The 21,067-nt window shown below is 56.0% G+C and carries 20 protein-coding genes; 6 read left to right on the top strand and 14 right to left on the bottom strand.

The window, feature by feature from the left end; translation table 11 throughout:
* Positions 1 to 46 precede the first annotated feature (46 nt).
* On the top strand, positions 47 to 853 hold the full coding sequence (gene cysE / locus ACXJGX_RS01050; protein WP_474778281.1) for a serine O-acetyltransferase: 807 nt from the start codon (positions 47 to 49) through the stop codon (positions 851 to 853).
* A gap of 302 nt (positions 854 to 1,155) precedes the next feature.
* Here the strand turns inward: cysE and ACXJGX_RS01045 are convergent, their stop codons facing one another.
* The 6 genes from ACXJGX_RS01045 to ACXJGX_RS01020 form a co-directional block, all read right to left on the bottom strand.
* Positions 1,156 to 2,454 (bottom strand): pyruvate dehydrogenase complex dihydrolipoamide acetyltransferase, encoded by a 1,299-nt coding sequence (locus ACXJGX_RS01045; protein ID WP_474778280.1) that lies wholly within the window; start codon positions 2,452 to 2,454, stop codon positions 1,156 to 1,158.
* Positions 2,455 to 2,466: 12 nt separating this feature from the next.
* Positions 2,467 to 3,825, bottom strand: a complete 1,359-nt coding sequence (locus ACXJGX_RS01040) for a pyruvate dehydrogenase complex E1 component subunit beta (protein WP_474778279.1) — start codon at positions 3,823 to 3,825, stop codon at positions 2,467 to 2,469.
* A gap of 3 nt (positions 3,826 to 3,828) precedes the next feature.
* Positions 3,829 to 4,830 carry a pyruvate dehydrogenase (acetyl-transferring) E1 component subunit alpha gene (pdhA, locus tag ACXJGX_RS01035; protein WP_474778278.1) on the bottom strand — a complete coding sequence of 334 codons (1,002 nt, stop codon included), beginning with the start codon at positions 4,828 to 4,830 and terminating at the stop codon, positions 3,829 to 3,831.
* 425 nt (positions 4,831 to 5,255) lie between these two features.
* Positions 5,256 to 5,555 carry an FtsB family cell division protein gene (locus ACXJGX_RS01030; RefSeq protein ID WP_474778277.1) on the bottom strand — a complete coding sequence of 100 codons (300 nt, stop codon included), beginning with the start codon at positions 5,553 to 5,555 and terminating at the stop codon, positions 5,256 to 5,258.
* Positions 5,556 to 5,673: 118 nt separating this feature from the next.
* Positions 5,674 to 6,603 (bottom strand): class I fructose-bisphosphate aldolase, encoded by a 930-nt coding sequence (locus ACXJGX_RS01025; protein WP_474778276.1) that lies wholly within the window; start codon positions 6,601 to 6,603, stop codon positions 5,674 to 5,676.
* 122 nt (positions 6,604 to 6,725) lie between these two features.
* Positions 6,726 to 7,613: a LysR family transcriptional regulator gene (locus ACXJGX_RS01020; RefSeq protein WP_474778275.1), complete on the bottom strand. Its 888-nt coding sequence runs from the start codon at positions 7,611 to 7,613 to the stop codon at positions 6,726 to 6,728.
* 106 nt (positions 7,614 to 7,719) lie between these two features.
* On the opposite strand from ACXJGX_RS01020, the gene ACXJGX_RS01015 reads away from it, so the two are divergent.
* A complete protein-coding gene (locus ACXJGX_RS01015) occupies positions 7,720 to 8,460 on the top strand; it encodes an SDR family oxidoreductase (RefSeq protein ID WP_474778274.1) in 741 nt (246 codons plus the stop codon).
* A gap of 93 nt (positions 8,461 to 8,553) precedes the next feature.
* On the opposite strand, the gene ACXJGX_RS01010 is transcribed toward ACXJGX_RS01015, so the two are convergent.
* Entirely contained in the window at positions 8,554 to 9,729 is a 1,176-nt protein-coding gene (locus tag ACXJGX_RS01010) for a phosphoglycerate kinase (protein WP_474778273.1), read from the bottom strand.
* A gap of 129 nt (positions 9,730 to 9,858) precedes the next feature.
* On the opposite strand from ACXJGX_RS01010, the gene ACXJGX_RS01005 reads away from it, so the two are divergent.
* Together ACXJGX_RS01005 and ACXJGX_RS01000 are read left to right on the top strand one after the other, a co-directional pair.
* A complete protein-coding gene (locus ACXJGX_RS01005; protein WP_474778272.1) occupies positions 9,859 to 10,365 on the top strand; it encodes a peptidylprolyl isomerase in 507 nt (168 codons plus the stop codon).
* Positions 10,358 to 10,903: a peptidylprolyl isomerase gene (locus tag ACXJGX_RS01000; protein ID WP_474778271.1), complete on the top strand. Its 546-nt coding sequence runs from the start codon at positions 10,358 to 10,360 to the stop codon at positions 10,901 to 10,903. Before ACXJGX_RS01005 ends, ACXJGX_RS01000 begins: the two co-directional genes overlap by 8 nt.
* Positions 10,904 to 10,945: 42 nt before the next feature.
* Here the strand turns inward: ACXJGX_RS01000 and ACXJGX_RS00995 are convergent, their stop codons facing one another.
* Together ACXJGX_RS00995 and ACXJGX_RS00990 are read right to left on the bottom strand one after the other, a co-directional pair.
* Entirely contained in the window at positions 10,946 to 12,346 is a 1,401-nt protein-coding gene (locus ACXJGX_RS00995; protein ID WP_474778270.1) for a protein adenylyltransferase SelO, read from the bottom strand.
* Positions 12,343 to 13,284, bottom strand: coding sequence for a nucleoside hydrolase (locus ACXJGX_RS00990; RefSeq protein ID WP_474778269.1), 942 nt, complete (start codon positions 13,282 to 13,284; stop codon positions 12,343 to 12,345). The genes ACXJGX_RS00995 and ACXJGX_RS00990 overlap by 4 nt, the downstream gene beginning before the upstream one ends.
* Before the next feature lie 341 nt (positions 13,285 to 13,625).
* Here ACXJGX_RS00990 and ACXJGX_RS00985 point away from each other — a divergent pair, with 341 nt between their 5' ends.
* Positions 13,626 to 13,868, top strand: a complete 243-nt coding sequence (locus tag ACXJGX_RS00985; RefSeq protein WP_474778268.1) for an EF-hand domain-containing protein — start codon at positions 13,626 to 13,628, stop codon at positions 13,866 to 13,868.
* A 47-nt stretch (positions 13,869 to 13,915) separates the two neighbouring features.
* Here ACXJGX_RS00985 and ilvN read toward each other — a convergent pair whose 3' ends face one another.
* From ilvN to yghU, 3 genes are all read right to left on the bottom strand, one after another.
* A complete protein-coding gene (ilvN, locus tag ACXJGX_RS00980; RefSeq protein WP_474778267.1) occupies positions 13,916 to 14,479 on the bottom strand; it encodes an acetolactate synthase small subunit in 564 nt (187 codons plus the stop codon).
* A 100-nt stretch (positions 14,480 to 14,579) separates the two neighbouring features.
* Complete coding sequence (locus ACXJGX_RS00975; RefSeq protein ID WP_474778266.1) at positions 14,580 to 16,331, bottom strand: acetolactate synthase 3 large subunit; 1,752 nt, start codon at positions 16,329 to 16,331, stop codon at positions 14,580 to 14,582.
* A 321-nt stretch (positions 16,332 to 16,652) separates the two neighbouring features.
* On the bottom strand, positions 16,653 to 17,513 hold the full coding sequence (gene yghU / locus ACXJGX_RS00970) for a glutathione-dependent disulfide-bond oxidoreductase (RefSeq protein ID WP_474778265.1): 861 nt from the start codon (positions 17,511 to 17,513) through the stop codon (positions 16,653 to 16,655).
* 220 nt (positions 17,514 to 17,733) lie between these two features.
* On the opposite strand from yghU, the gene ACXJGX_RS00965 reads away from it, so the two are divergent.
* The gene (locus tag ACXJGX_RS00965) at positions 17,734 to 18,867 is read left to right on the top strand and encodes a LysM peptidoglycan-binding domain-containing protein (protein ID WP_474778264.1); all 1,134 of its coding nucleotides are present in this window, start codon (positions 17,734 to 17,736) and stop codon (positions 18,865 to 18,867) included.
* Positions 18,868 to 18,922: 55 nt separating this feature from the next.
* On the opposite strand, the gene ACXJGX_RS00960 is transcribed toward ACXJGX_RS00965, so the two are convergent.
* Positions 18,923 to 19,555: a response regulator transcription factor gene (locus ACXJGX_RS00960; RefSeq protein ID WP_474778263.1), complete on the bottom strand. Its 633-nt coding sequence runs from the start codon at positions 19,553 to 19,555 to the stop codon at positions 18,923 to 18,925.
* The gene (locus ACXJGX_RS00955; protein WP_474778262.1) at positions 19,552 to 20,982 is read right to left on the bottom strand and encodes a cache domain-containing protein; all 1,431 of its coding nucleotides are present in this window, start codon (positions 20,980 to 20,982) and stop codon (positions 19,552 to 19,554) included. The genes ACXJGX_RS00960 and ACXJGX_RS00955 overlap by 4 nt, the downstream gene beginning before the upstream one ends.
* Between the last annotated feature and the right edge of the window lie 85 nt (positions 20,983 to 21,067).

Genomic DNA, 21,067 nt, shown 5'->3' with positions numbered 1-21,067 from the left:
TTCCTATATGGTTTAGACAAAGCGTCTGAAACGCAAAGGAAGCGCCATGGCACATCTTAAACCCTCTCTGCGCGAACTCGATCCGGTATGGCACCGCATTTGTGACGAGGCAGAGGCCGCGATTAAGGCAGAGCCGCTGATCGGGGGAATGATGCATGCGTGCATTTTGCATCATAAGACCTTTGAGGATGCGCTGGGCTATCGATTGTCGATGAAGCTGGCGTCGTCGGAAATGTCTGAACAGATTTTGCGTGAAATCACCGACGAGGCTTATGCCGATGACACAAGCTTGGCCGCTGCTGCACGGGCCGATATTGTCGCGATCTTTGACCGCGATCCCGCCTGCCACCGCTTTTTGCAACCACTGATGTTCTTCAAGGGGTTTCAGGCTGTTCAAGCCTACCGGATTGGGCATTGGCTGTGGAAACACGGCCGCCGCGATCTGGCGTATTTTGTGCAAATGCGGGTAAGCGAGTTGTTTGGCGTTGATATCCATCCTGCCGCCAGAATCGGGCAGGGAATCATGATTGACCACGCCCATTCGATTGTCGTGGGTGAAACGGCTGTTGTCGGGGATAACGTGTCGATGCTGCATTCGGTCACGCTGGGCGGAACTGGCAAAGAAGATGACGATCGTCACCCGAAAATCGGCAATGGTGTATTGATCGGGGCAGGGGCAAAGGTTTTGGGAAATATCACCGTCGGTCATTGCAGTCGCGTCGCCGCGGGATCTGTCGTGCTTGAAGACGTGCCGCCGATGAAAACCGTTGCAGGCGTACCCGCGCGAATTGTCGGAGAGGCCGGGTGTGCGCAGCCGTCACGGTCGATGAACCAGTTTATCGAGACGATTTAGCTATTTGACGCTTCTGGTTGCAGATTAATGAAACGGGATGCAATCAGCGGTACAATCTGGGACCATAATTGTCATCCAGTACCGAACTAAAGCGGTGCAGTCATATTGAAATGCTGCATGAGAAAGGTTGTGAAACGGGTAAAAGCCTGGCTGATGCTTTTGCGTAAGATAGCAGTCGTAGGAAAATCGCAGTTTAAACACAGTCACGGCTCGCCGTCTGCCCGCATGCGTTAAACCGGATTGAAATCTATGTTCTAAAACAAACATGCCCAGCCAAATTGGCTGGGCATGTTTGTTTTGCTTTACGCCAACATGGTCAGCGGGTTTTCAAGGTTATCCTTGATCGCATTCAACAGGTTCGCGCCCAGGGCCCCATCGATCACGCGGTGATCAACCGATAGCGTGGTGGACATGACAGTTGCCACGGTCAATTCGCCATCTGCCCCGACGATAGGTTTCTTCACGCCCGCGCCCACAGCCAAAATCGCGGCATGCGGCGGATTGATGATAGCGTCAAAGTTGTCGATGCCAAACATGCCGAGGTTGGAAATCGCGAACGAACCACCTTGGTATTCATGCGGCGCCAATTTGCGGTCGCGCGCACGGGTGGCAAGGTCCTTCATCTCGGACGACAACGCCGACAGAGACTTCATTTCGGCGTCGCGCAGGACAGGTGTGAACAACCCACCTTCAATGGCGACCGCGACAGCCACGTCCGACTTCGTGAACTTCAGCGTCCGATCCCCAGCCCAAACTGCGTTCGCCTCTGGCACCTGTTGCAGCGCCAGTGCGCAGGCTTTGATGATAAAGTCGTTGACCGACAGTTTCACGCCGCGGCCTTCCAACTGTTTGTTCAACTGGGCGCGGAATTTCATCAGCGCATCAAGGTTGATGTCACGGCGCAGATAGAAATGCGGCACCGATTGTTTGGCTTCGGTAAGGCGGGCAGCAATGGTTTTGCGCATGCCGTCCAGTTTGACTTCTTCGAAGGGACGATCCGCATATGTTTTCAGAACCGCATCCGTTGACGGACCAGCCGCCAACGTAGCAGCAGGCGCTTCGGCCTTGGCAGCTGTGGGTGCCGCAGCTTTCGGTGTAGCGGTCGCGCTTTCGACATCTGCTTTTACGATCCGGCCATGCGGACCAGAACCGGCGATCGCGGCCAAATCAAGACCTTTGTCAGCCGCAATACGACGGGCCAAAGGCGTGGCAAACACGCGGTTACCGTCTTTGACAGGTGCCGCTGGCGCAGGGGGGGCGACCTTATCGGAGCCCCCGGCGGGGGCCGCCTCTGCGGTCGCGGCGGGCTGCGCCGCCGGTTCTGCTGCAGGCGTTGCGGCAATGTCATCCGCGCTTTCGCCGTCTTCCAGCAAAATCGCGATGACATCGTTGACCTTCACACCTTCGGTGCCTTCGGCGATCAGGATCTTGCCCATCACACCTTCGTCGACGGCTTCGAATTCCATCGTGGCTTTGTCAGTTTCGATCTCGGCCATAATGTCACCAGAGGAGACCTTGTCGCCCTCTTTGACATGCCATTTGGCCAATGTGCCCTCTTCCATCGTCGGGGACAGGGCGGGCATCAGGATTTCTGTAGGCATCGCATCGTCTCCTTAGCGGTAGGTCACGGATTTGCAAGCATCGACGACTTCGTCGACGGTCAGCAAAGCGTGTTTTTCAAGATTGGCGGCATACGGCATAGGAACATCTTTGCCTGTGCAGTTGATCACTGGCGCATCCAGGTAATCAAAGGCCTGCTGCATGATCACGTTGCTGATGAAGCCACCAACGGACCCTTGTGGCCAACCTTCTTCGACGGTGACACAGCGGTTGGTCTTACGCACCGACGCAAGGATGGTTTCGGTATCCATCGGACGCAGGGTGCGCAGGTTGATGACCTCGGCGTTAATGCCTTCTTCTGCAAGCTTTTCAGCGGCTTGCAGCGCATAGGTCATGCCGATGCCAAAGGAAACGATGGTGACATCGTCACCGCTGCGTTCGATTTTGGCCTTGCCGAATGGGATCGTGAAATCATCCATGACCGGCACATCAAAGGATTTGCCGTACATGATTTCGTTTTCAAGAAAGATGACCGGGTTGGGATCGCGGATCGCAGTTTTCATCAGGCCTTTGGCGTCGGCGGCAGAGTAGGGCGCCACCACCTTGAGGCCGGGAATCTGCATGTACCATGCGGCGTAACACTGCGAATGTTGTGCGCCAACGCGGGCGGCGGCGCCGTTCGGACCACGGAACACCATCGGTGCGCCCATTTGGCCGCCCGACATATACAGCGTCTTGGCGGCAGAGTTAATCAAGTGGTCGATCGCCTGCATCGCAAAGTTGAAGGTCATGAATTCGACGATCGGTTTCAAACCGCCAAATGCAGCACCTGTCGCAATGCCCGCAAAACCGTGTTCGGTAATCGGGGTGTCGATGATCCGCTTGGCACCAAATTCATCCAGCAGGCCCTGCGATATCTTATAAGCACCTTGGTACTCTCCGACCTCTTCACCCATCAGGAAGACGTCGCCGTCGCGGCGCATTTCTTCGGCCATCGCGTCGCGCAGTGCCTCTCGGACGGTGGTGGATTTGGTCGCAACGTCAGCGGGCCAATCGGGGGTCGCATCGGCAATAGGTGCGGCAGGCGCCGCTGCGACAGCGGGGGCTTTGGCCGCGGCGGGTGCCGCTGTTTCGGTTTTCGGTGCGCCGCTGGCCGCTGGCACGTCTTCGCCTTCTTCGATCAGAATGGCGATGGGTGTATTTACTTTCACGCCTTCGGTGCCTTCGGCGATCAGGATCTTGCCCATGATACCTTCGTCCACGGCCTCGAATTCCATCGTGGCTTTGTCCGTTTCAATTTCGGCCATGATATCGCCGGACGACACCTTGTCGCCCTCCTTCACCAGCCATTTGGCCAATGTGCCTTCTTCCATCGTGGGGGACAGGGCGGGCATCAGAATTTCGGTTGCCATGTCTTATGCCTCCACTTCAGCGTAAATATCTGTCCAAAGCTCTTCAAGCGCGGGCTCTGGGCTTTCTTTTGCGAACTCGGCAGCCTCGTTCACGATAGCTTTGATCTCTTTGTCGATGGCCTTTAGGTCATCCTCGGTTGCGTGTTTGCCAGTCAGCAGCATATCGCGAATTTGTTCAATCGGGTCGCGTTCATCACGCATTTTCTGAACCTCTTCGCGGGTGCGGTATTTTGCCGGATCCGACATCGAGTGACCGCGATAGCGATATGTTTTTACCTCAAGGATATAGGGGCCTTTACCAGCGCGGCAGTGCGCAACGGCGCGTTCACCGGCCTCTTTGACAGCCAGAACGGACATGCCGTCGACTTCTTCGCCCTTGATGCCATACGCGGCGCCACGTTCCCAAAGGGATGGCGATTTGGTCGAGCGTTTGACAGATGTGCCCATGGCATAGCCGTTATTTTCGATCACGAAGATCACCGGCAAATCCCACAGTTCAGCCATGTTATAGGTTTCGTAAACCTGACCTTGGTTGGCGGCACCATCGCCGAAATAGGCGAAAGTCACACGGTCATTGCCTCTGTATTTGTCAGAGAATGCTAAACCAGCACCAAGAGGCACCTGTGCGCCGACAATACCGTGACCGCCGTAGAAATGTTTCTCCTTTGAGAACATATGCATCGAGCCGCCTTTGCCTTTCGAAAAACCGCCTTCGCGGCCTGTCAATTCGGCCATGATCCCTTTGGGGTCCATGCCACAGGCCAGCATATGGCCATGGTCGCGGTAAGATGTGACGCGCTTGTCGCCCTCATCTGCGGCGGCTTCCAGGCCAACAACAACGGCTTCTTGTCCGATGTAAAGGTGGCAGAAACCGCCAATCAGGCCCATGCCGTATAGCTGGCCCGCCTTTTCTTCAAATCGCCGGATCAGCAGCATTTCACGGTAATGCCCCAGCAGCTCTTCAGCTGAGACGTTGGGTTGCGCGGCGGCCTTTTTGGGCGGCATGGGTGCTCCTCCAGCGTTTGTGCAGTATAGTTTAACGTTAAACTATCTCATACAGCAGCTCAGGGTGAATTGCGAGGGGAAAAGTGAAAACCTGAATTTTTGCGCGCTGATACACGGCCGTGGATAGGCGAAAGCTGTGTCAAAGCGACAAAGTTTTGTGCCCGCCGCGATGCGCAAAGGCGGGTCGGTCATATCTCAAGATTCGACCTCATTAGCATCTCGCAAAATAACTATGCATTGCGGTGGTGAGACAGATGCCAATTCTGCGGGCGCTTTTGTCGTGACACTGATTTGGCCCCCAATCAGCAGATCATGATCGCACGGCCGCTTTGGATCGATCGGGGTTCATATCACAGCGGATGAACCCTAGCGGGAACGCGATTTCAGATCGTGAAACAGGGTCGCACATCTGCATGTGCTGAAAACTAACGAATAACCACTTCATCCGCGCGGATCAGACCCAGCACATCGCGGGCCTGTTGATCAAGCAGGTCAAGATCCAGAAAGCCATCCGACAAGCGAGAGGTGAGGTTCGCCATGCGACCAACCTCCGCCTGAAGGATTGCCAGTTCCTGCTCCAGTGCGACGCCCTCTGCCTGGATCTCTATGCGCTTGAAAAGGCCATAATCACCCTGCACAGCGGCAAAGGTGAAATATAACCCAAGCATCAACGCGCCTAGGAAATACAAAAGAGTGCCCATCGGGGGGCGGTGACGTCGGAACATGTGCTTGCCTCATATGCCGCCTCTTGCGGGTGGCTGACATCAGAATCGCACAGTTGATTCGCAATGTGAATCCCCTAATTTACCAAATTTGGGGATATTCACTGGAATTTACATGATTTTATGCCGCGCCACGGTAGATTTCGACCAACTTGGCCAACATCTCTAACGCGTCCGCGCGATCACGTTGGAAAGAGTTTCGGCCAATGATGGATCCGTTGCCGCCGCCATCACGGATCGCCCGGGCGTCGTCATAAACAGCGTCTGCACCTTTGGCTGCCCCGCCCGAGAACACCATCAAACGCCGCCCCGCGAACGCGCTTTCAACGCAGTGGCGCACGCGGGCTGCTTGGGTCGCCACGTCTATCTTCTGTTCTTGGTAGACCTTTTTGGCTTCGCCAAGACTAAGATGATCGGTAGAGAGTTTGATCTTGATGATATGTGCGCCCAACAACGCCGCGATTTGTCCCGCATATGCGGCAATATCAATCGCGGTCTCGCCGTCTTTGTCCAAGGCTTCACCGCGCGGATATGACCAGATCACGGTTGCAATGCCCTTGGCTGCGGCCTCGCGGCGCATTTCTGCAATGTCAGAAAACATCGTCAGGGCGGCGGACGACCCCGGATAGATTGTGAACCCGATCGCAGATGCCCCAAGGCGCAGCGCATCGTCGACAGATGCTGTAATGGCTTGGGTTTTGGGGGCTGCATCGGGGATCAGTGAATTGGCAGAATTCACCTTCAGAATTGTTGGAATTTGACCGGCAAATGTATCTGCGCCTGCCTCAAGCATTCCCAACGGTGCCGCATAGGCATTCAGCCCCGCATCAATTGCCAACTGGTAATGGTAGTGCGGATCGTAAGCTGCAGGGTTGGGTGCAAAGGATCGGGCAGGGCCGTGTTCAAACCCTTGATCGACGGGCAGAATAATCATTTTTCCCGTGCCGCCCAATTTACCGGTCATCATGATCCGCGCAAGGTTGGCTTTGACCCCCGGGGTTTCACCCTCGTAATTGGCCAAAATACGTTGCACGTTTTCTGTGGTTTTCATGATGCGGCACCCCTTTTGTTGCTGTACGCATACGCCGCTTTAACAGCATGAAAATACAGCACAATAACGGTTGCGCTAACACTTTGGATGTTTGCGTTAACAGGCGGAAATTGGCCGGCAGACTAGCCAAATTTTTGCTCTGACAGCCAATCCAAGGTCACGCGCACCCGTGGGGAAAGATGTCTGTCGCGGGGGTAAACTGCGGCAAGAGGTGACGGGGTTGGCTTTGTATCCGGCAATAGTTCGATCATGCGACCAGCCGCCAGATCCGCCGCCAACCGATATCGCGGAATTTGTGCGATACCCAATCCGGCTTGTGCCGCCGCGATCAGGGTTTCGGTGCCAGTCACGGTGATCGCGGTTTGAATGCGCCGTGTCACGACAGTTCCATCCCAGACAAAGTCCAAGGACAGCACCTCATGCGCGCGGGTGGAAAAGAACCCGACCATGTGATGCCTATCCAGATCATCCGGATCGCGCGGCGTGCCGTACTTTGCGACGTAGGCCGGTGAGGCAACGGTCACTTCTTCCAGCATACCCAGCGGCCGCCGGATCAGGTCACTGTCGGACAGCGGCCCCGTGCGCAGCGCGATGTCGACGCCTTCGCGAATAAGATCAACCAGCCTTTCGCCCTCTGACAGGATTAATTCAATCTCGGGATAGCGCGCCAAAAGTGCGGGCAGGGCGGGTAAAAGCACAGTGCGCGCAAGCGACCCGACCGCGTCCAGCCGCACGCGCCCCGCAGGGATACCACCCCGAAAGGCAGCCTCCGCATCTTCAACGTCACCCACTATTGCGCGGCAGCGGTCATACCATGCCAAGCCGTCTGGTGTCGGTGCTACGACCCGTGTGGTGCGGTCCAAAAGGCGCGTGCCGAGCCGTGCCTCGGTCCGCTTTACAACATCGGTGACGGTAGAGGGCGGCAAACCCAATGCAATTGCAGCGCCACGAAAGCTGCGGGCGTCAACAACATTCAAAAATACGCGCATTGCGTCGATCCGGTCCATCATGCCCCGTTGTTTGTGTATTCCGAATTATGAAGCCAAGTTTACGGTCATTATCCGAATTTGGCAAAGATGATATCACGCAGACAGTCAAAAAAGGAAAGAGACACCAATGATCCAACACCTATTCAAATCCGCGCTCGTCACGGGGGCTTCTCGCGGTATCGGGGCGGCGATTGCGCTGCGGCTCGCAGCCGACGGATATGCCGTGACAGTCAATTACACGGGCCGCAAAGCCCAAGCCGAAGATGTCGTCGATCAGATCAAATCTGCCGGCGGGTCTGCGATTGCCGTCCAAGCAGACGTCAGCGACCCGGCACAGGTTACAGCGTTGTTTGATCAATCCACCGCGGCATTTGGCGCACCGCACGTCCTTGTTAACAATGCAGGCGTGATGATGCTTGCCCCGCTCGTCGAAACCACCGACGCTGATTTCGATGCGATGATCGCGATCAACCTCAAGGGGGTCTTTCACTGCCTGCGCGAAGCGGGGCGGCGGATGCCTGACGGGGGCCGGATCGTCAATCTATCGACCACGGCTTTGGCTGTGAATTTTCCCGGTTACGCCGGATACTGCGCCGCAAAAGCAGGCGTGGATGCGATGACGCCGATTTTCGCAAAGGAACTGGCCGGGCGCAATATTACCGTGAATGCAGTTGCGCCGGGACCAGTCGGGACTGACCTATATTTGACCGGAAAAACCCAATCACAGCTTGACTATGTCGCAGGCCTGAACCCGATGGGGCGGATCGGTGCACCTGAAGATATCGCCGCAATTGTATCGGCGATGGTTGGTGGTGACGCGGATTGGGTGAATGGTCAGATCATCCGCGCCAATGGCGGTATGGCCTAATGACATGGCCCGCAGGGCGATCTGCGGGCCAGTTTTGAAAATGTCTTTGCGATAAGGAGCGGCGGCCCGAAAAAATCGCGCCGCCGTCAGACGCTAGCCAAGCGCCGCAACGCCGGGCAGTTCTTTGCCTTCCATCCATTCAAGGAACGCGCCGCCCGCGGTGGAAATATAGGTGAAATCTGCGCCGTGGCCCGACGCATTAATCGCGGCAACCGTATCACCACCACCGCCAACAGATACCAATTCACCTGCTTTGGTCTGATCGGCAATCACATCCAGAATCGCAAAGGTGCCGGTGTTAAATGGCGGCAGTTCAAACACCCCCAACGGCCCGTTCATGATCAGCGTCTTTGCACCTTTGATCACGGTATTGATATACGCCACCGTATCGGGACCGGCGTCAAAGATCATCGCGTCGTCAGGGCAGGCGGTTGCAGCCACGGTTTCATTGGCTGCATTGGCCTTGAATTCGCGGGCGATCACGATGTCGCGGGGCAGGATGATTTCGCACCCGGCCGCCTCTGCCTTGACCAAAATTGCGAGGGCGGTGTCCGCAAGATCATGTTCGCACAGCGATTTCCCGACGTTCATACCCTGCGCGGCAAGGAACGTATTGGCCATGCCCCCGCCAATCACCAGATGGTCGACCTTACCAACAAGATTACCAAGCAGATCCAGCTTGGTGGACACCTTTGCCCCACCAACGACCGCAACAACCGGGCGTTCAGGCGTGCCGAGCGCCTTTTCCAACGCACCCAATTCTTCGGCCATCAAACGGCCCGCGCAAGCTGGCAAAAGGTGCGCGATGGCTTCGGTGCTGGCGTGGGCGCGGTGCGCCGCCGAGAAGGCATCATTCACGTAGATATCGCCAAGGCTCGCCAGACGTTTGGCAAACGCTTCGTCGTTCTTTTCTTCGCCAGGGTTAAATCGCAGGTTTTCCAGCAACAAAACTTCGTCGTCGTCCATCTCGGCGACGGCATCGCCGTAATCGCTATCGACGAATGTGACGGGCAGGCCCAGAACATCGGCAACGGCGGGTGCGATGATTTCCAGCGACATCTCTGGCACAACCTGTCCCTTGGGGCGACCAAAGTGCGCCATCAAGATCACCTTGCCGCCTTTGGCTTGGATGTCGTCCACTGTGGCGGCAATCCGTTCGATCCGGCTGGTGTCTGTCACCACGCCATCTTCGACGGGCACGTTGATATCAACCCGTACCAACGCACGCTTCCCGGCAAAATCCATATCATCAAGAGTTTTCCAAGCCATTTGCTGTTCCTTCATGGGCATGTTTCACGCTTTGTTGCGGCAATCGGTGCGTAACGTCAACCAGACCCGCTTGGCATTTGGCACATAGACACATATGTCTTCGCCCAATACAGATTAAAGGAGCCCAAAATGGCCGAGATTAAAGACCCAGAAAACACGATCATCATGACACTGAAAGGCGGCGATGTTGTGATCGCGCTGCTGCCCGACGTTGCGCCCGCACATACGGCGCGGATGAAAGAATTGGCGCGTGCCGGTGCCTATGACAATGTGTGCTTTCACCGTGTGATTGACGGTTTCATGGCGCAAACGGGCGACGTCGCCAATGGCAACATGGAAAAGAACTTTAACCTGCGCAGCGCCGGCACTGGGGCATCCGACTTGCCCGACCTTCCTGCTGAATTTTCGAAATTGCCGCATGCGCGCGGGTCATTGGGTGCGGCGCGGTCGTCGAACCCGAATTCGGCTAACTCGCAGTTTTTCATCAACTTTAAAGACAATGACTTCCTGAACGGTCAGTACACCGTTTACGGTCACGTCATTTCCGGCATGGAGCATGTTGATGCCATCACCAAAGGTGAGCCGCCGATGAATCCCGACCGGATGATCAGCGTGAAAGTTGCCGCCGATGTATAAAATCGCTGCGCTGCTCGCCCTGCTGGGCACGCCCGCGCTCAGCGCCGGGCTTGAAATCGATGTCGCAGGCGAAGCCAACGGCACCATCAAAATCGATCTGTTCGAAGATGTGGCGCCGCTGCACGTGGCGCAGATCACAGCAATTGCCGAATCCGGCGCCTATAACGGGGTGGTCTTTCACCGCGTGATCGACGGTTTCATGGCGCAAACCGGTGATGTGCAAAACGGCGTTCTCGGGGGGGATCTGTCGATGGCAGGCACCGGCGGGTCTGACCTTGGTGATATCCCGGCAGAGTTTTCCGACCTGCCGTTCGAGCGCGGCGTTGTCGGCATGGCGCGGGCGCAAAACCCCGATTCTGCCAACAGCCAGTTCTTTATCATGCTGGAACCCGGCTATTTTCTGAACGGCGATTATACTGTCGTTGGTGAAATCACCGAAGGCATGGACATTGTCGACGCGATCAAGCGCGGCACAGGTGCCAATGGCGCTGTCATTGGTCAGCCAGATGTGATGTCCGAAGTGCGCGTTACCGAATAAAATATTGCCCAGCCCCGGTTGTCGGGGCTGGGCATTTTGCACTCAGGTGCCACAAAATGTCCGCGTCACACGTTCATCATCGGTTGGTGGTCGCGCAAACGCGGATGTGGCCTCGGTCAGGGCGGCATATGGCGCGGTAACCGCAGCCAATAATGCGTGAAACGGCGCATAATCCCCCGCGACACCAGCCGCAATAACGGCTTCAACCTGATGATTGCGCGGGATTATTTTTGGATTTGCAAGGGCCATGATATGCTGTGCATCGGGCGATTTTCGGGCGCCCCAGCGCGTTTTCCATGCGTCAAAGGCGTCCCGATCAAGAAACTGATCGCGCACGGTAACGTCTGCCAGATTCGCAAAAACATTGGTGAAGTCTGCCCCATCGGTCGCCATCAACCTGATCAGGTCATTGATCAGTGGTTCGTCGTCTTGACTGACGTTATCAATCCCGAGCTTTCCGGCAAACACGCGACGCCAAGCCGTTTGATAAAGGTCGGGGAACCGGTTCACCGCAAGCGTAAAACTTTCGACGGCGGCGTCGGCATCTGGCATCAGCGGAATGAGCGCGGTCGCAAATTGCGCCATATTCCAGATGCCGACGTGCGGTTGGTTGGCATAGGCATAGCGTCCGTTCTGGTCAATCGCGCTGAATACCTGATTGGGCTGGAACGCGTCCATAAAGGCGCAAGGCCCGTAATCAATGGTTTCGCAGGCAATCGACACGTTGTCCGTATTCATCACGCCATGAATAAACCCGAGACCCATCCAGGCCGCGATCAGGTCGGCGTAGCGTGCGACGACCTGATCCAGCAAATCGGCAGGTCCGGTGGCGGTCGGGTAGTGACGGGAAATCACGTGGTCCGTGAGGGCTTGTAATGCGGTCACATCGCCGCGCGCTGAAAAATACTGAAATGTCCCGACACGGATGTGGCTTTGCGCAACCCGTGTGATCACGGCGCCGGGAAACACCTGTTCTCGGTAGACATTTTCGCCCGTTGTCACGGCAGCCAATGCGCGGGTCGTCGGCACGCCAAGCGCATGCATGGCTTCGGACACCAGATATTCACGCAGCACCGGACCAAGCCAGGCCCGGCCATCGCCGCGCCGTGAATAAGGTGTCGGCCCCGAACCCTTTAATTGGATATCGCGGCGCACACCATCTGCGCCTATCACCTCGCCCAAGAGAATCGCCCGGCCATCGCCCAATTGCGGATTCCAGTTGCCAAATTGATGTCCGGCATAGGCTTGAGCAATGGGTTGTGCGCCCTGTGGCAAAGCATTGCCTGCAAAAACCGCGACATCAGGTGTGCCCACGATCCCCATCACATCGGCCAGCGGTTGATTATAGGCGACCAGCGTCGGATTGGTGACCGGTGTCGGCTTATGCGCCGTGAACATCTGCGCAGGTAGTCGGGTATAGCTGTTATCAAACGCGAATTTCACAGCCGTGCCAACCGATCTGCAAGCAAGTCGTAAAATCTTTCGGCATCAAGGTCGCCAACAAAGGTTGCGTTTTTCGGGCGGTCGGTGATGCCCCACCAATCCGCCACGGTCATCCCAAGCGTCAACGCAGAGTCTGTTTCAATCTCGACGTTGATCAGGCGTCCCGTGAACAGGGTCGGGTCAATCAGATAGGCAATGGTGCACGGGTCATGGAGTGGCGCGCCCTCTGACCCGTATTTCGCCATATCGAAACGTTCAAAGAAATCAGTCCAAGCTGCGACCATGTCACCGACTTTGGTTCCCATCTCCTGAAACGCAGCGATACGTTTTTTTGTTGTCAGCGCTTTATGGGTCACGTCCAGCGGCATGACGACCAGCGGTACACCGGAACCAAAAACAATCTTGGCGGCCTCTGGATCGACATAAATATTAAATTCTGCGGCGGGGGTGATGTTGCCAACCTCGAAATACGCGCCCCCCATCAGAACAATTTCTTGAATGCGCGGGATGATATCGGGGGCCTTTTCAAACGCAGTGGCGATGTTGGTCAGCGGGCCGATGGGGCACAGGGTCACGGTGCCCTCGGGTTCATTGCGCAGGGTGTCGATAATGAAATCAACCGCGTGCTGGCTTTGCAGTGGCATTGTGGGGGCGTCCATTTGCGGGCCGTCAAGACCGGTTTTGCCATGAACATGTTCAGCTGTGACCAGCTTGCGGTGCATCGGCGCATCACAGCCTGCAAAAACCAGTGTCTCTGGTCTGCCTGCCAGCTCGCAAATGATGCGCGCGTTTTTTTCGGTGAGAGGCAGCGGCACGTTCCCTGCGACTGCCGTAATTCCTAAAACCTCGACATTCTCGGGCGATGCAAATGCGAGCAGGATCGCAACGGCGTCGTCCTGACCGGGGTCTGTGTCGATGATAATTTTGCGCGGGGTCATAGTTTCATCCTGTCTTGCGTTAACGACAGCTTGTCGCGTGGCGCGGGCAGTCGCAAGGGGGCGCGCCTATGAAACCTGTATCAAGTCGTGCATCACATCTCCGACAGATGGGGTGGCGCGTGTGAAACAGCGCGATATAGTCAAATTACGGTGATAAATTGTCACATTGTCCCATATTTGGATACATAGGCATAAAATTGCATCTTTTGTTTCCACTTATGGCGATCTTGCGCCGTTTTCACTTTGCATTTGCATGAGGCATGGTAAGTGCTGCGCAGGGCGACCATGTAGTGTGGCGAAGGCAAGATGACCTTCTTAACGTCCTAAAATGGAGACTAACGATGACCCATCTAAAAACACTTTTGGCACCAGCCGTTATCGCAATGACGCTGGCGATTCCTGCCGTTGCTCAAGACGCAGCAATCGATATCAACGGTGACGGCATGTACAGCTACCCAGAGCTGACAGCGGTTCTGCCAGACCTGGCTGAAACCGATTTCGAAGCAATGGACGTATCCGGTGACGGCCTTCTGGATGCAGAAGAAATCGTTGCAGGACAAGAAGCTGGCCTGCTGCCAGGCTAAACGAAATTGCGCCGGATCAGGGGGCTGATCCGGCGCGTTCTTGCGTATTATTTTGCGCCGCGCGACAGTGCGGCAACACCCGTCCGGGCAATTTCCTGAAGGCCCAATGGGCGCATCAATTCCGCAAATGCGTCGATCTTTTCGGGTGTGCCGGTAATCTCGAATACAAATGATTCCAACGTGCTATCGACAACATTTGCGCGAAAGATATCCGCAAGGCGGATGGCTTCGATGCGGCTGTCGCCTTTCCCGGACACCTTGAACAGCGCCAATTCACGCTCAACCGAAGGGCCTTCGACAGTCAGGTCGTTGACCTTGTGCACATCCACGATCCGTCCCAATTGCGCCTTGATCTGTTCAATGATCTGCGGCGTGCCGGATGTGACGATGGTGATGCGCGACCGGTGGCCCAAATGGTCCACCTCGGCCACGGTCAGGCTGTCGATGTTATAGCCGCGCCCCGAGAAAAGCCCGATGACACGCGCCAGAACACCCGGTTCGTTTTCGACCAAAACGGCCAGTGTGTGCCGTTCCACGGTGTCAGAATAGTTGGGCCGTAGATTGTAAGCAGAATGGCTGGTAGCGCCTTTTTTGATTTTAAGTGCGGACATGAAAAACCCCTGAATTTTGCTGTCGGATTTGCGTCTGATAAATTCGGCAAACCGTCGGACCCCAACGGACGTACCGTTGGGGGATCATTTGTGTTGGGCGTTAGACCAACGCCTGTCCTGCGCCCGTAATCGCGCCATCGGTAGAAGCTTCGCCCATCAGCATTTCATTGTGCGCCTTGCCTGACGGGATCATCGGAAAGCAGTTTTCGTGCTTTTCCACCAAGCAGTCGAACAGGACCGGGCCGTCATAGGTGATCATTTCCATGATCGCGTCGTCCAGCGTGTCGGGGTCGTGGCATTGGATGCCTTTGGCGCCAAAGGCCTCGGCCAGTTTCACGAAATCAGGCAGGGATTCCGACCAGCTGGAAGAATAGCGTTCACCGTGCAGCAACTGTTGCCACTGGCGCACCATACCCAGACGTTCGTTATTCAAAATGAACTGTTTGACGGGCAGGCGGTATTGCATCGCTGTTCCCAGTTCCTGCATGTTCATCAGCCATGACGCTTCGCCGGCGACGTTAACCACCAACGCCTCTGGATGTGCCATTTGCACGCCGATCGACGCCGGAAAGCCATAGCCCATGGTGCCAAGCCCGCCGGATGTCATCCAGCGGTTCGGGTCTTCAAAGCCCAGATATTGCGCGGCCCACATCTGGTGCTGGCCGACTTCGGTGCAAATATAGCGGTCGTATTTTTTGGTCAGCGCCTCAAGCCGTTGCAATGCATATTGCGGCTTAATGATTTTGCCTTCCTGTTTGTACTTGAGGCATTCAACGGCGCGCCATTCATCGATCTGTTTCCACCACTTGGACAGACCTTCGCGGTTGGTTTTGGCGCCGCGTGCCTTCCAAACCTTCAACAGGTCTTCAAGAACATGGGCGACATCGCCCAAGATCGGAATATCAACGTGAATAACCTTGTTGATAGACGATGCGTCGATATCGATATGCGCCTTGGTCGATCCGGGGCTGAACGCGTCCAGACGTCCGGTGATCCGGTCGTCAAAGCGCGCGCCGATGTTGATCATCAGATCACAGTCGTGCATCGCCATGTTTGCCTCGTACAGACCGTGCATCCCCAACATGCCCAGCCAGTTATCGCCGGATGCAGGGTAACACCCCAAGCCCATCAAGGTTGACGTGATCGGAAAGTTGGTTGCCGCAACCAGTTCGCGCAGCAATTGCGATGCCGCCGGGCCAGAGTTGATGACACCGCCGCCGGTGTAAAACACCGGGCGTTTCGCCGTTTCCATCGCTTTGGCCAGTTCGGTGATCGCATCGATGTCGCCCTTGACCTGCGGATTATAGTGCGTTTCGACCTGTTGCGCCTTTGTGTAGGTGCCGGTGGCGAATTGCACATCCTTGGGGATGTCGATCAGAACCGGACCGGGGCGGCCAGAGGTCGCAACATGGAATGCCTCGTGCAGGGTCGCGGCCAGCTTGTCAGTTTCTTTGACCAGCCAGTTATGTTTGGTGCAGGGGCGGGTGATGCCAACAGTGTCGGCCTCTTGAAAGGCATCCGACCCGATCATGAATGTCGGCACCTGACCGGTCAGAACGATCAGCGGAATGCTGTCCAACAGGGCATCGGTCAACCCGGTCACGGCATTGGTGGCACCCGGACCAGATGTGACCAGCGCAACACCGGGTTTGCCGGTAGAACGCGCATACCCTTCGGCGGCGTGAACCGCGCCTTGTTCGTGGCGTACCAGAACATGGGTAATGCTGTTTTGCTGAAAAATCTCGTCATAAATTGGTAGGACGGCACCACCAGGGTATCCAAAGACGACTTCCACGCCCTGATCTATCAGAGCCTGTACTACCATTTTTGCGCCTGTCATGGCTTTTGTCATTGTACTCGCGTCCTATCCGCTGGTGTTATCATTAGTCACAAAAAAACCCCCGAGTATTTCGGGGGCGCATGGGATCGTTATGGTCTTACCGTTACCGGCCCATGCGCGTTTTTCTCACAATTAGTACGACACTTTTCATCAGAGATTCCTTTGTGTCTGGTGACAATAGTGCGCTGTGGAAACAGGGTCAACCGTCAGTTTGGAGAAAATGTCGTTTGAATGCGATTTTTCGCAACTTTATTTCTGTGGAGCCGCTTATGCGCAAGAAATGCCAATAAACATTGCGCCACCCCTTTGTGGGGTGGCTTTTGATTAATGGCGTTAGCCGCCGATTTTATCTTGGGTTCTGGTGTCAAAGTCGCTGGCATCGTGGCGTTCATGCAATTGGCCTTCGGGCGGACCAAAGGATTTGTTGACCATGGCACCGCGGATGAAGGCCGGGCGCGACATGACGTCGTCTGCCCAACGGATCACGTTTTTATAGATCCCGACATCCAAAAATTCGCCCGCGTCATAGGCTTCGCCTTTGACCATGCGCCCATACCATGGTGCGGTTGCGATATCGGCAATCGTGTAATCGGCGCCCGACAGATACTGGTTATCGGCCAGCCGCTGATCCAGCACATCAAGCTGCCGCTTGGCTTCCATAGCGAAGCGGTTGATTGGGTATTCAAATTTTTCGGGGGCATAGGCATAGAAATGGCCAAAGCCGCCGCCAAGATACGGCGCAGACCCTTGCAGCCAGAACAACCAGTTCAGCGCTTCGGTCCGCATGGCCGGGTCTTTGGGAAGGAAGGCGCCGAATTTTTCGGCCAGATACAGCAGGATCGCGCCGCTTTCAAAAACGCGACTTCCGGTGCCGTGGTCCATGAGGGCAGGGATCTTGGAGTTGGGGTTCACGCCAACAAAGCCGCTGCCGAATTGGTCGCCTTCGCCGATGTTGATCAGCCACGCGTCGTATTCGGCGTCATGCCCCGCAGCAAGCAGTTCCTCGAGCATGACAGTCACTTTGACGCCGTTTGGTGTGGCCAGCGAATACAGTTGCAGCGGATGCTTGCCGACTTGCAGGTCCTTATCATGGGTCGGGCCGGAAATCGGGCGGTTGATACTGGCGAATTGGCCGCCGTTTTCTGCGTCCCACGTCCAGACCTTGGGGGGGACGTATGGTGTGGCTTCGGTCATCGTTTGCTCCGGTTTGTGGGGTTTTGTCAGGGTTCAGCTTCGACCAACGCCGTGGGTAAGCGCAAGCTGAAACTGTTCACCATTTTGTGCAGACCTGCGCAGATGATGTGCGGCGGTTAATTGCCGGAAACAATTAAGTATTTTCAATTTAATTGCAGACTTTCTGAAAGAGTGTGAAATAGTTGCTGCACTTAACAATGATAAGCAAAAGGAATGTCTAATGTTTAGACGTAGTACACAGGTCAATGTGTTGAGCTTGTCACGAGTAAATCTTTTTTCTTCCAAACGTCGTGCGGCGCTATGCACGTCAGCGGTCACGGTGCTGGCGCTGTCCGCAGGCCACGCCCAAGCCCAAGAGCAGTGCAGCAGCTACACGGTGGTCCGCGGGGACACGCTGTTCGGGGTCGCAACTGCGGCGCGTGTTCGCGGCGGGTATCAACAGTTGTTCAACGCGAATACAGATGTGCTGACATCGCCCAACGATCTGGAAGTGGGACAGGTCCTGAAAATCCCCTGCGCGGACGGGTCTTTGCCTGCGGGCAGCGCAAATAGCGTGATTTCGATTGCGCAGCCCGCGGCGGCGCCAACCCCAGCACCGGCAAGCCTTGCGCGTCCTGTCAGTTTTGTCACCTCCAGCGGGTACGCGCCGTTCACCGACGAGAAACTTCCCGGCGGCGGGTTGTTCACGCAGATGGTGCGCCGGTCGATGGAATTGGGCAACGCCGATCAAGAGTTCAACATTGTGTTTGTGAATGACTGGAATTCACACCTTGAGGATTTATTGCCATTGGGCATCGTCGATATGGCGTTCCCGTGGTTTAAACCCGATTGTGACAAGGTCGAAAACCTGTCCGCACCGAATGCATACCGGTGTACTGAATTTAACCATTCTCTTCCGTTTTATGATGCGCTGGTGGGATATTACACACTGGCAGACAGCAGCTATGCGACTGCGGACAGCTATGACGATCTGATCGGGGCGCGGATCTGCCGTCCAGAGGCGTGGTTTACCTTTGACCTCGAGGCCGAGGGGCTGATTGCGCCTGCGATCACCCTGACCCAAGCCCCGACGCAGGCGGGCTGCTGGGACTTGCTGCGCCATGGTGATGTAGATGTCGTAACTTATGACGCCCTACCTGCCGAAGAGGATTTCACAAATGCGGGCATGAACGATACGGTCGTTGATTTACCTGCCCTGACGTCACAGCAAACGCTGCATGTGTTTGTCAGCAAGGATAACCCCAACGGGGATGCCTATATGCAGATCATCAACGCGGGCCTTGAGGAACTGCGCCTGTCTGGCGAATGGTTCGAAATTGTGCGCGAAGGGATCAAGGCCACCGTCGAAAACTAGGCCCGGGTATGGCCAAGATGATCGCGTCTTGCGTACCGCACGGCGCGATCATTGATTATATGCCGGTGCCCTGCAGCACCCCGTGTTCCAACGCATAGCGGGTCAGCCCGGCGGTGGAACTGATCCCCAGTTTGCCTTTGATGTTTTTGCGATGTGTTTCGACGGTCCGCACCGAAATATTCAGCGCGATCGCGACTTCTTTGTTGGATTTGCCTTGCGCAAGTTCCAGCAGGATCGTTTGTTCGCGCCCCGTCAGTGCGACGCGTCCATCACTGATCTTTGGCTGCAACGATCCTTTCGCACCGGTACAAAGGTATCTTTTGCCTGCCATCACCGTATCAATCGCGGTCCGAATTTCGTCGGTGGGCACGTCCTTTAGAATATAGCCGCGCGCGCCGTGGCTCAGCGCGGTTGAAATATATTCGGGGCTGTCGTGCATCGAAAGGATCACGATCCGCGTGTCGGGCCGTTTTTCCAGGATCATCTCGGTCGCGTTTAATCCCGAAAGACCCGGCATATTCAGATCAAGCAAAATGACATCAGGGGCGAGGTCATCGACCATATTCACGGCCGCCTGACCGTTGTTCAGCGTGCCGACGACCGTGATGTCATCATAGCTTTCTAGGATGGCTTGAATGCCCTCGGTGACCATCGGGTGGTCATCCACGATCAGAATGCGGATTGTCATGCAATGTCCTTTGGCGTCTTTTGCGGGCTGAGCATGTGCGTCAGCGGTACTTGGGCTTCGATGGTTGTGCCGGTGGGGGCGACCCGCGCGGTATCCACCCGCAGCGTCCCGCCGATCTGTTCCATCCGTTCTTGCATATTGCGCAGGCCAAGCCCATGCACGCTGCGTCTATCTTGCGGTTTGGCCACGCCGATCCCGTTGTCGCGAATACGTAACATCGCGCCGGTGCGGTGCCCCTTAAGGGTCATATGCACATGGGTGGCGTGTGCGTGTCGTTCGATATTTGTCAGGGCCTCTTGGGCGATGCGGTAGAGCGCGATCCGCGCCTCCTGGTCCAGACGATTGCGGAAAACAACGGTTTCAAACTCGGTTTCGATCCCGGTGCGTGCCTGAAAATCATCCGTCAGCGCCTGAAGCGCCGGACCAAGACCCAGATCATCCAACACCCCTGGCCGCAGGTCGCGGCTGATCCGCCGGACCTCTTGGATGGTTTGGCCAAGACCGTCGATGCCTTTGTTCAGGCTTTCGCCGACCGACGAATCTTTGCCCAGCTTGCGGCGGGTTAGTTCAAGCGCGTAGCGCACCCCGACCAGCATCTGGCTGATCCCGTCGTGCAGTTCGCGCGCCACGCGCCCGCGCTCTTCTTCCTGGGTGTCGATGATCCGCTGGGTCAGCTCCTTAAGCTTGACATCGGCAAGGCGGCGTTCACGCAGGTTCAAAACCATGCCTGTCAAAAACACCCCGATCAGGGCGATAATTGCGATCGCGACAATATAATAGGATGTGCGCGTGATGCGCGCTTCGACTTCGGCACGCGATGTGGCGACGTTTTGCAGGACATCGTCGATAAAAATGCCCGTGCCAATCACCCAACGCCAGTCCTGAAACCCATTGACATAGGCGATCATGCGGGCCTGTTCGCCGGTCGATGGTTTGGTCCAGACAAAGCTGTGATAGCCGCCACCAGTGCGGGCGATGCGGATCAATTCATCGGTGACAGCGGTACCGTTCGCGTCGGTCAGGCCCAGCCAGTTGCGCCCGATCAGGTCGGTTTGCCGCGGCGCGACAAGGTTATTGCCATCATAGTCAAACACAAAAAAATATCCGTCCTGCCCATAAAGCATGGATGACAGTTCTTGTGTGACCCGCAGTTTAGCGTCTTCGTCATCTGGTGCGGCGCGGCCATATATATTGACGACAGCGGTGCGTGCGATCGACAGATAGTTTTGAAGTTCGGCACGTTTTGTGGCGATCAACTGGACTTCAAGCGCGTGAATTTCGCGCTCTGCGAGCTGGCGTGACTGCGCCGATACCACCAACGAAATCAAAAACACCGCAAGGACAAGCGGCATGGTGGCCAAAAGAAAAACCTTTTGACCGTAGCTAAGATTGATCCTGTCAACGAAACGCGAAAACCACTGCTGCATGTGCTGACCGTTACCGGGAAATCATTTGGAAGCAAACCCTATACGATTCGCACAGCTGCGGTCACGAACCCGTGTTTGCCTAATA

Source organism: Yoonia sp. SWMV100 (assembly GCF_056108365.1).
This window is presented reverse-complemented; position numbering and strand designations above follow the sequence as displayed.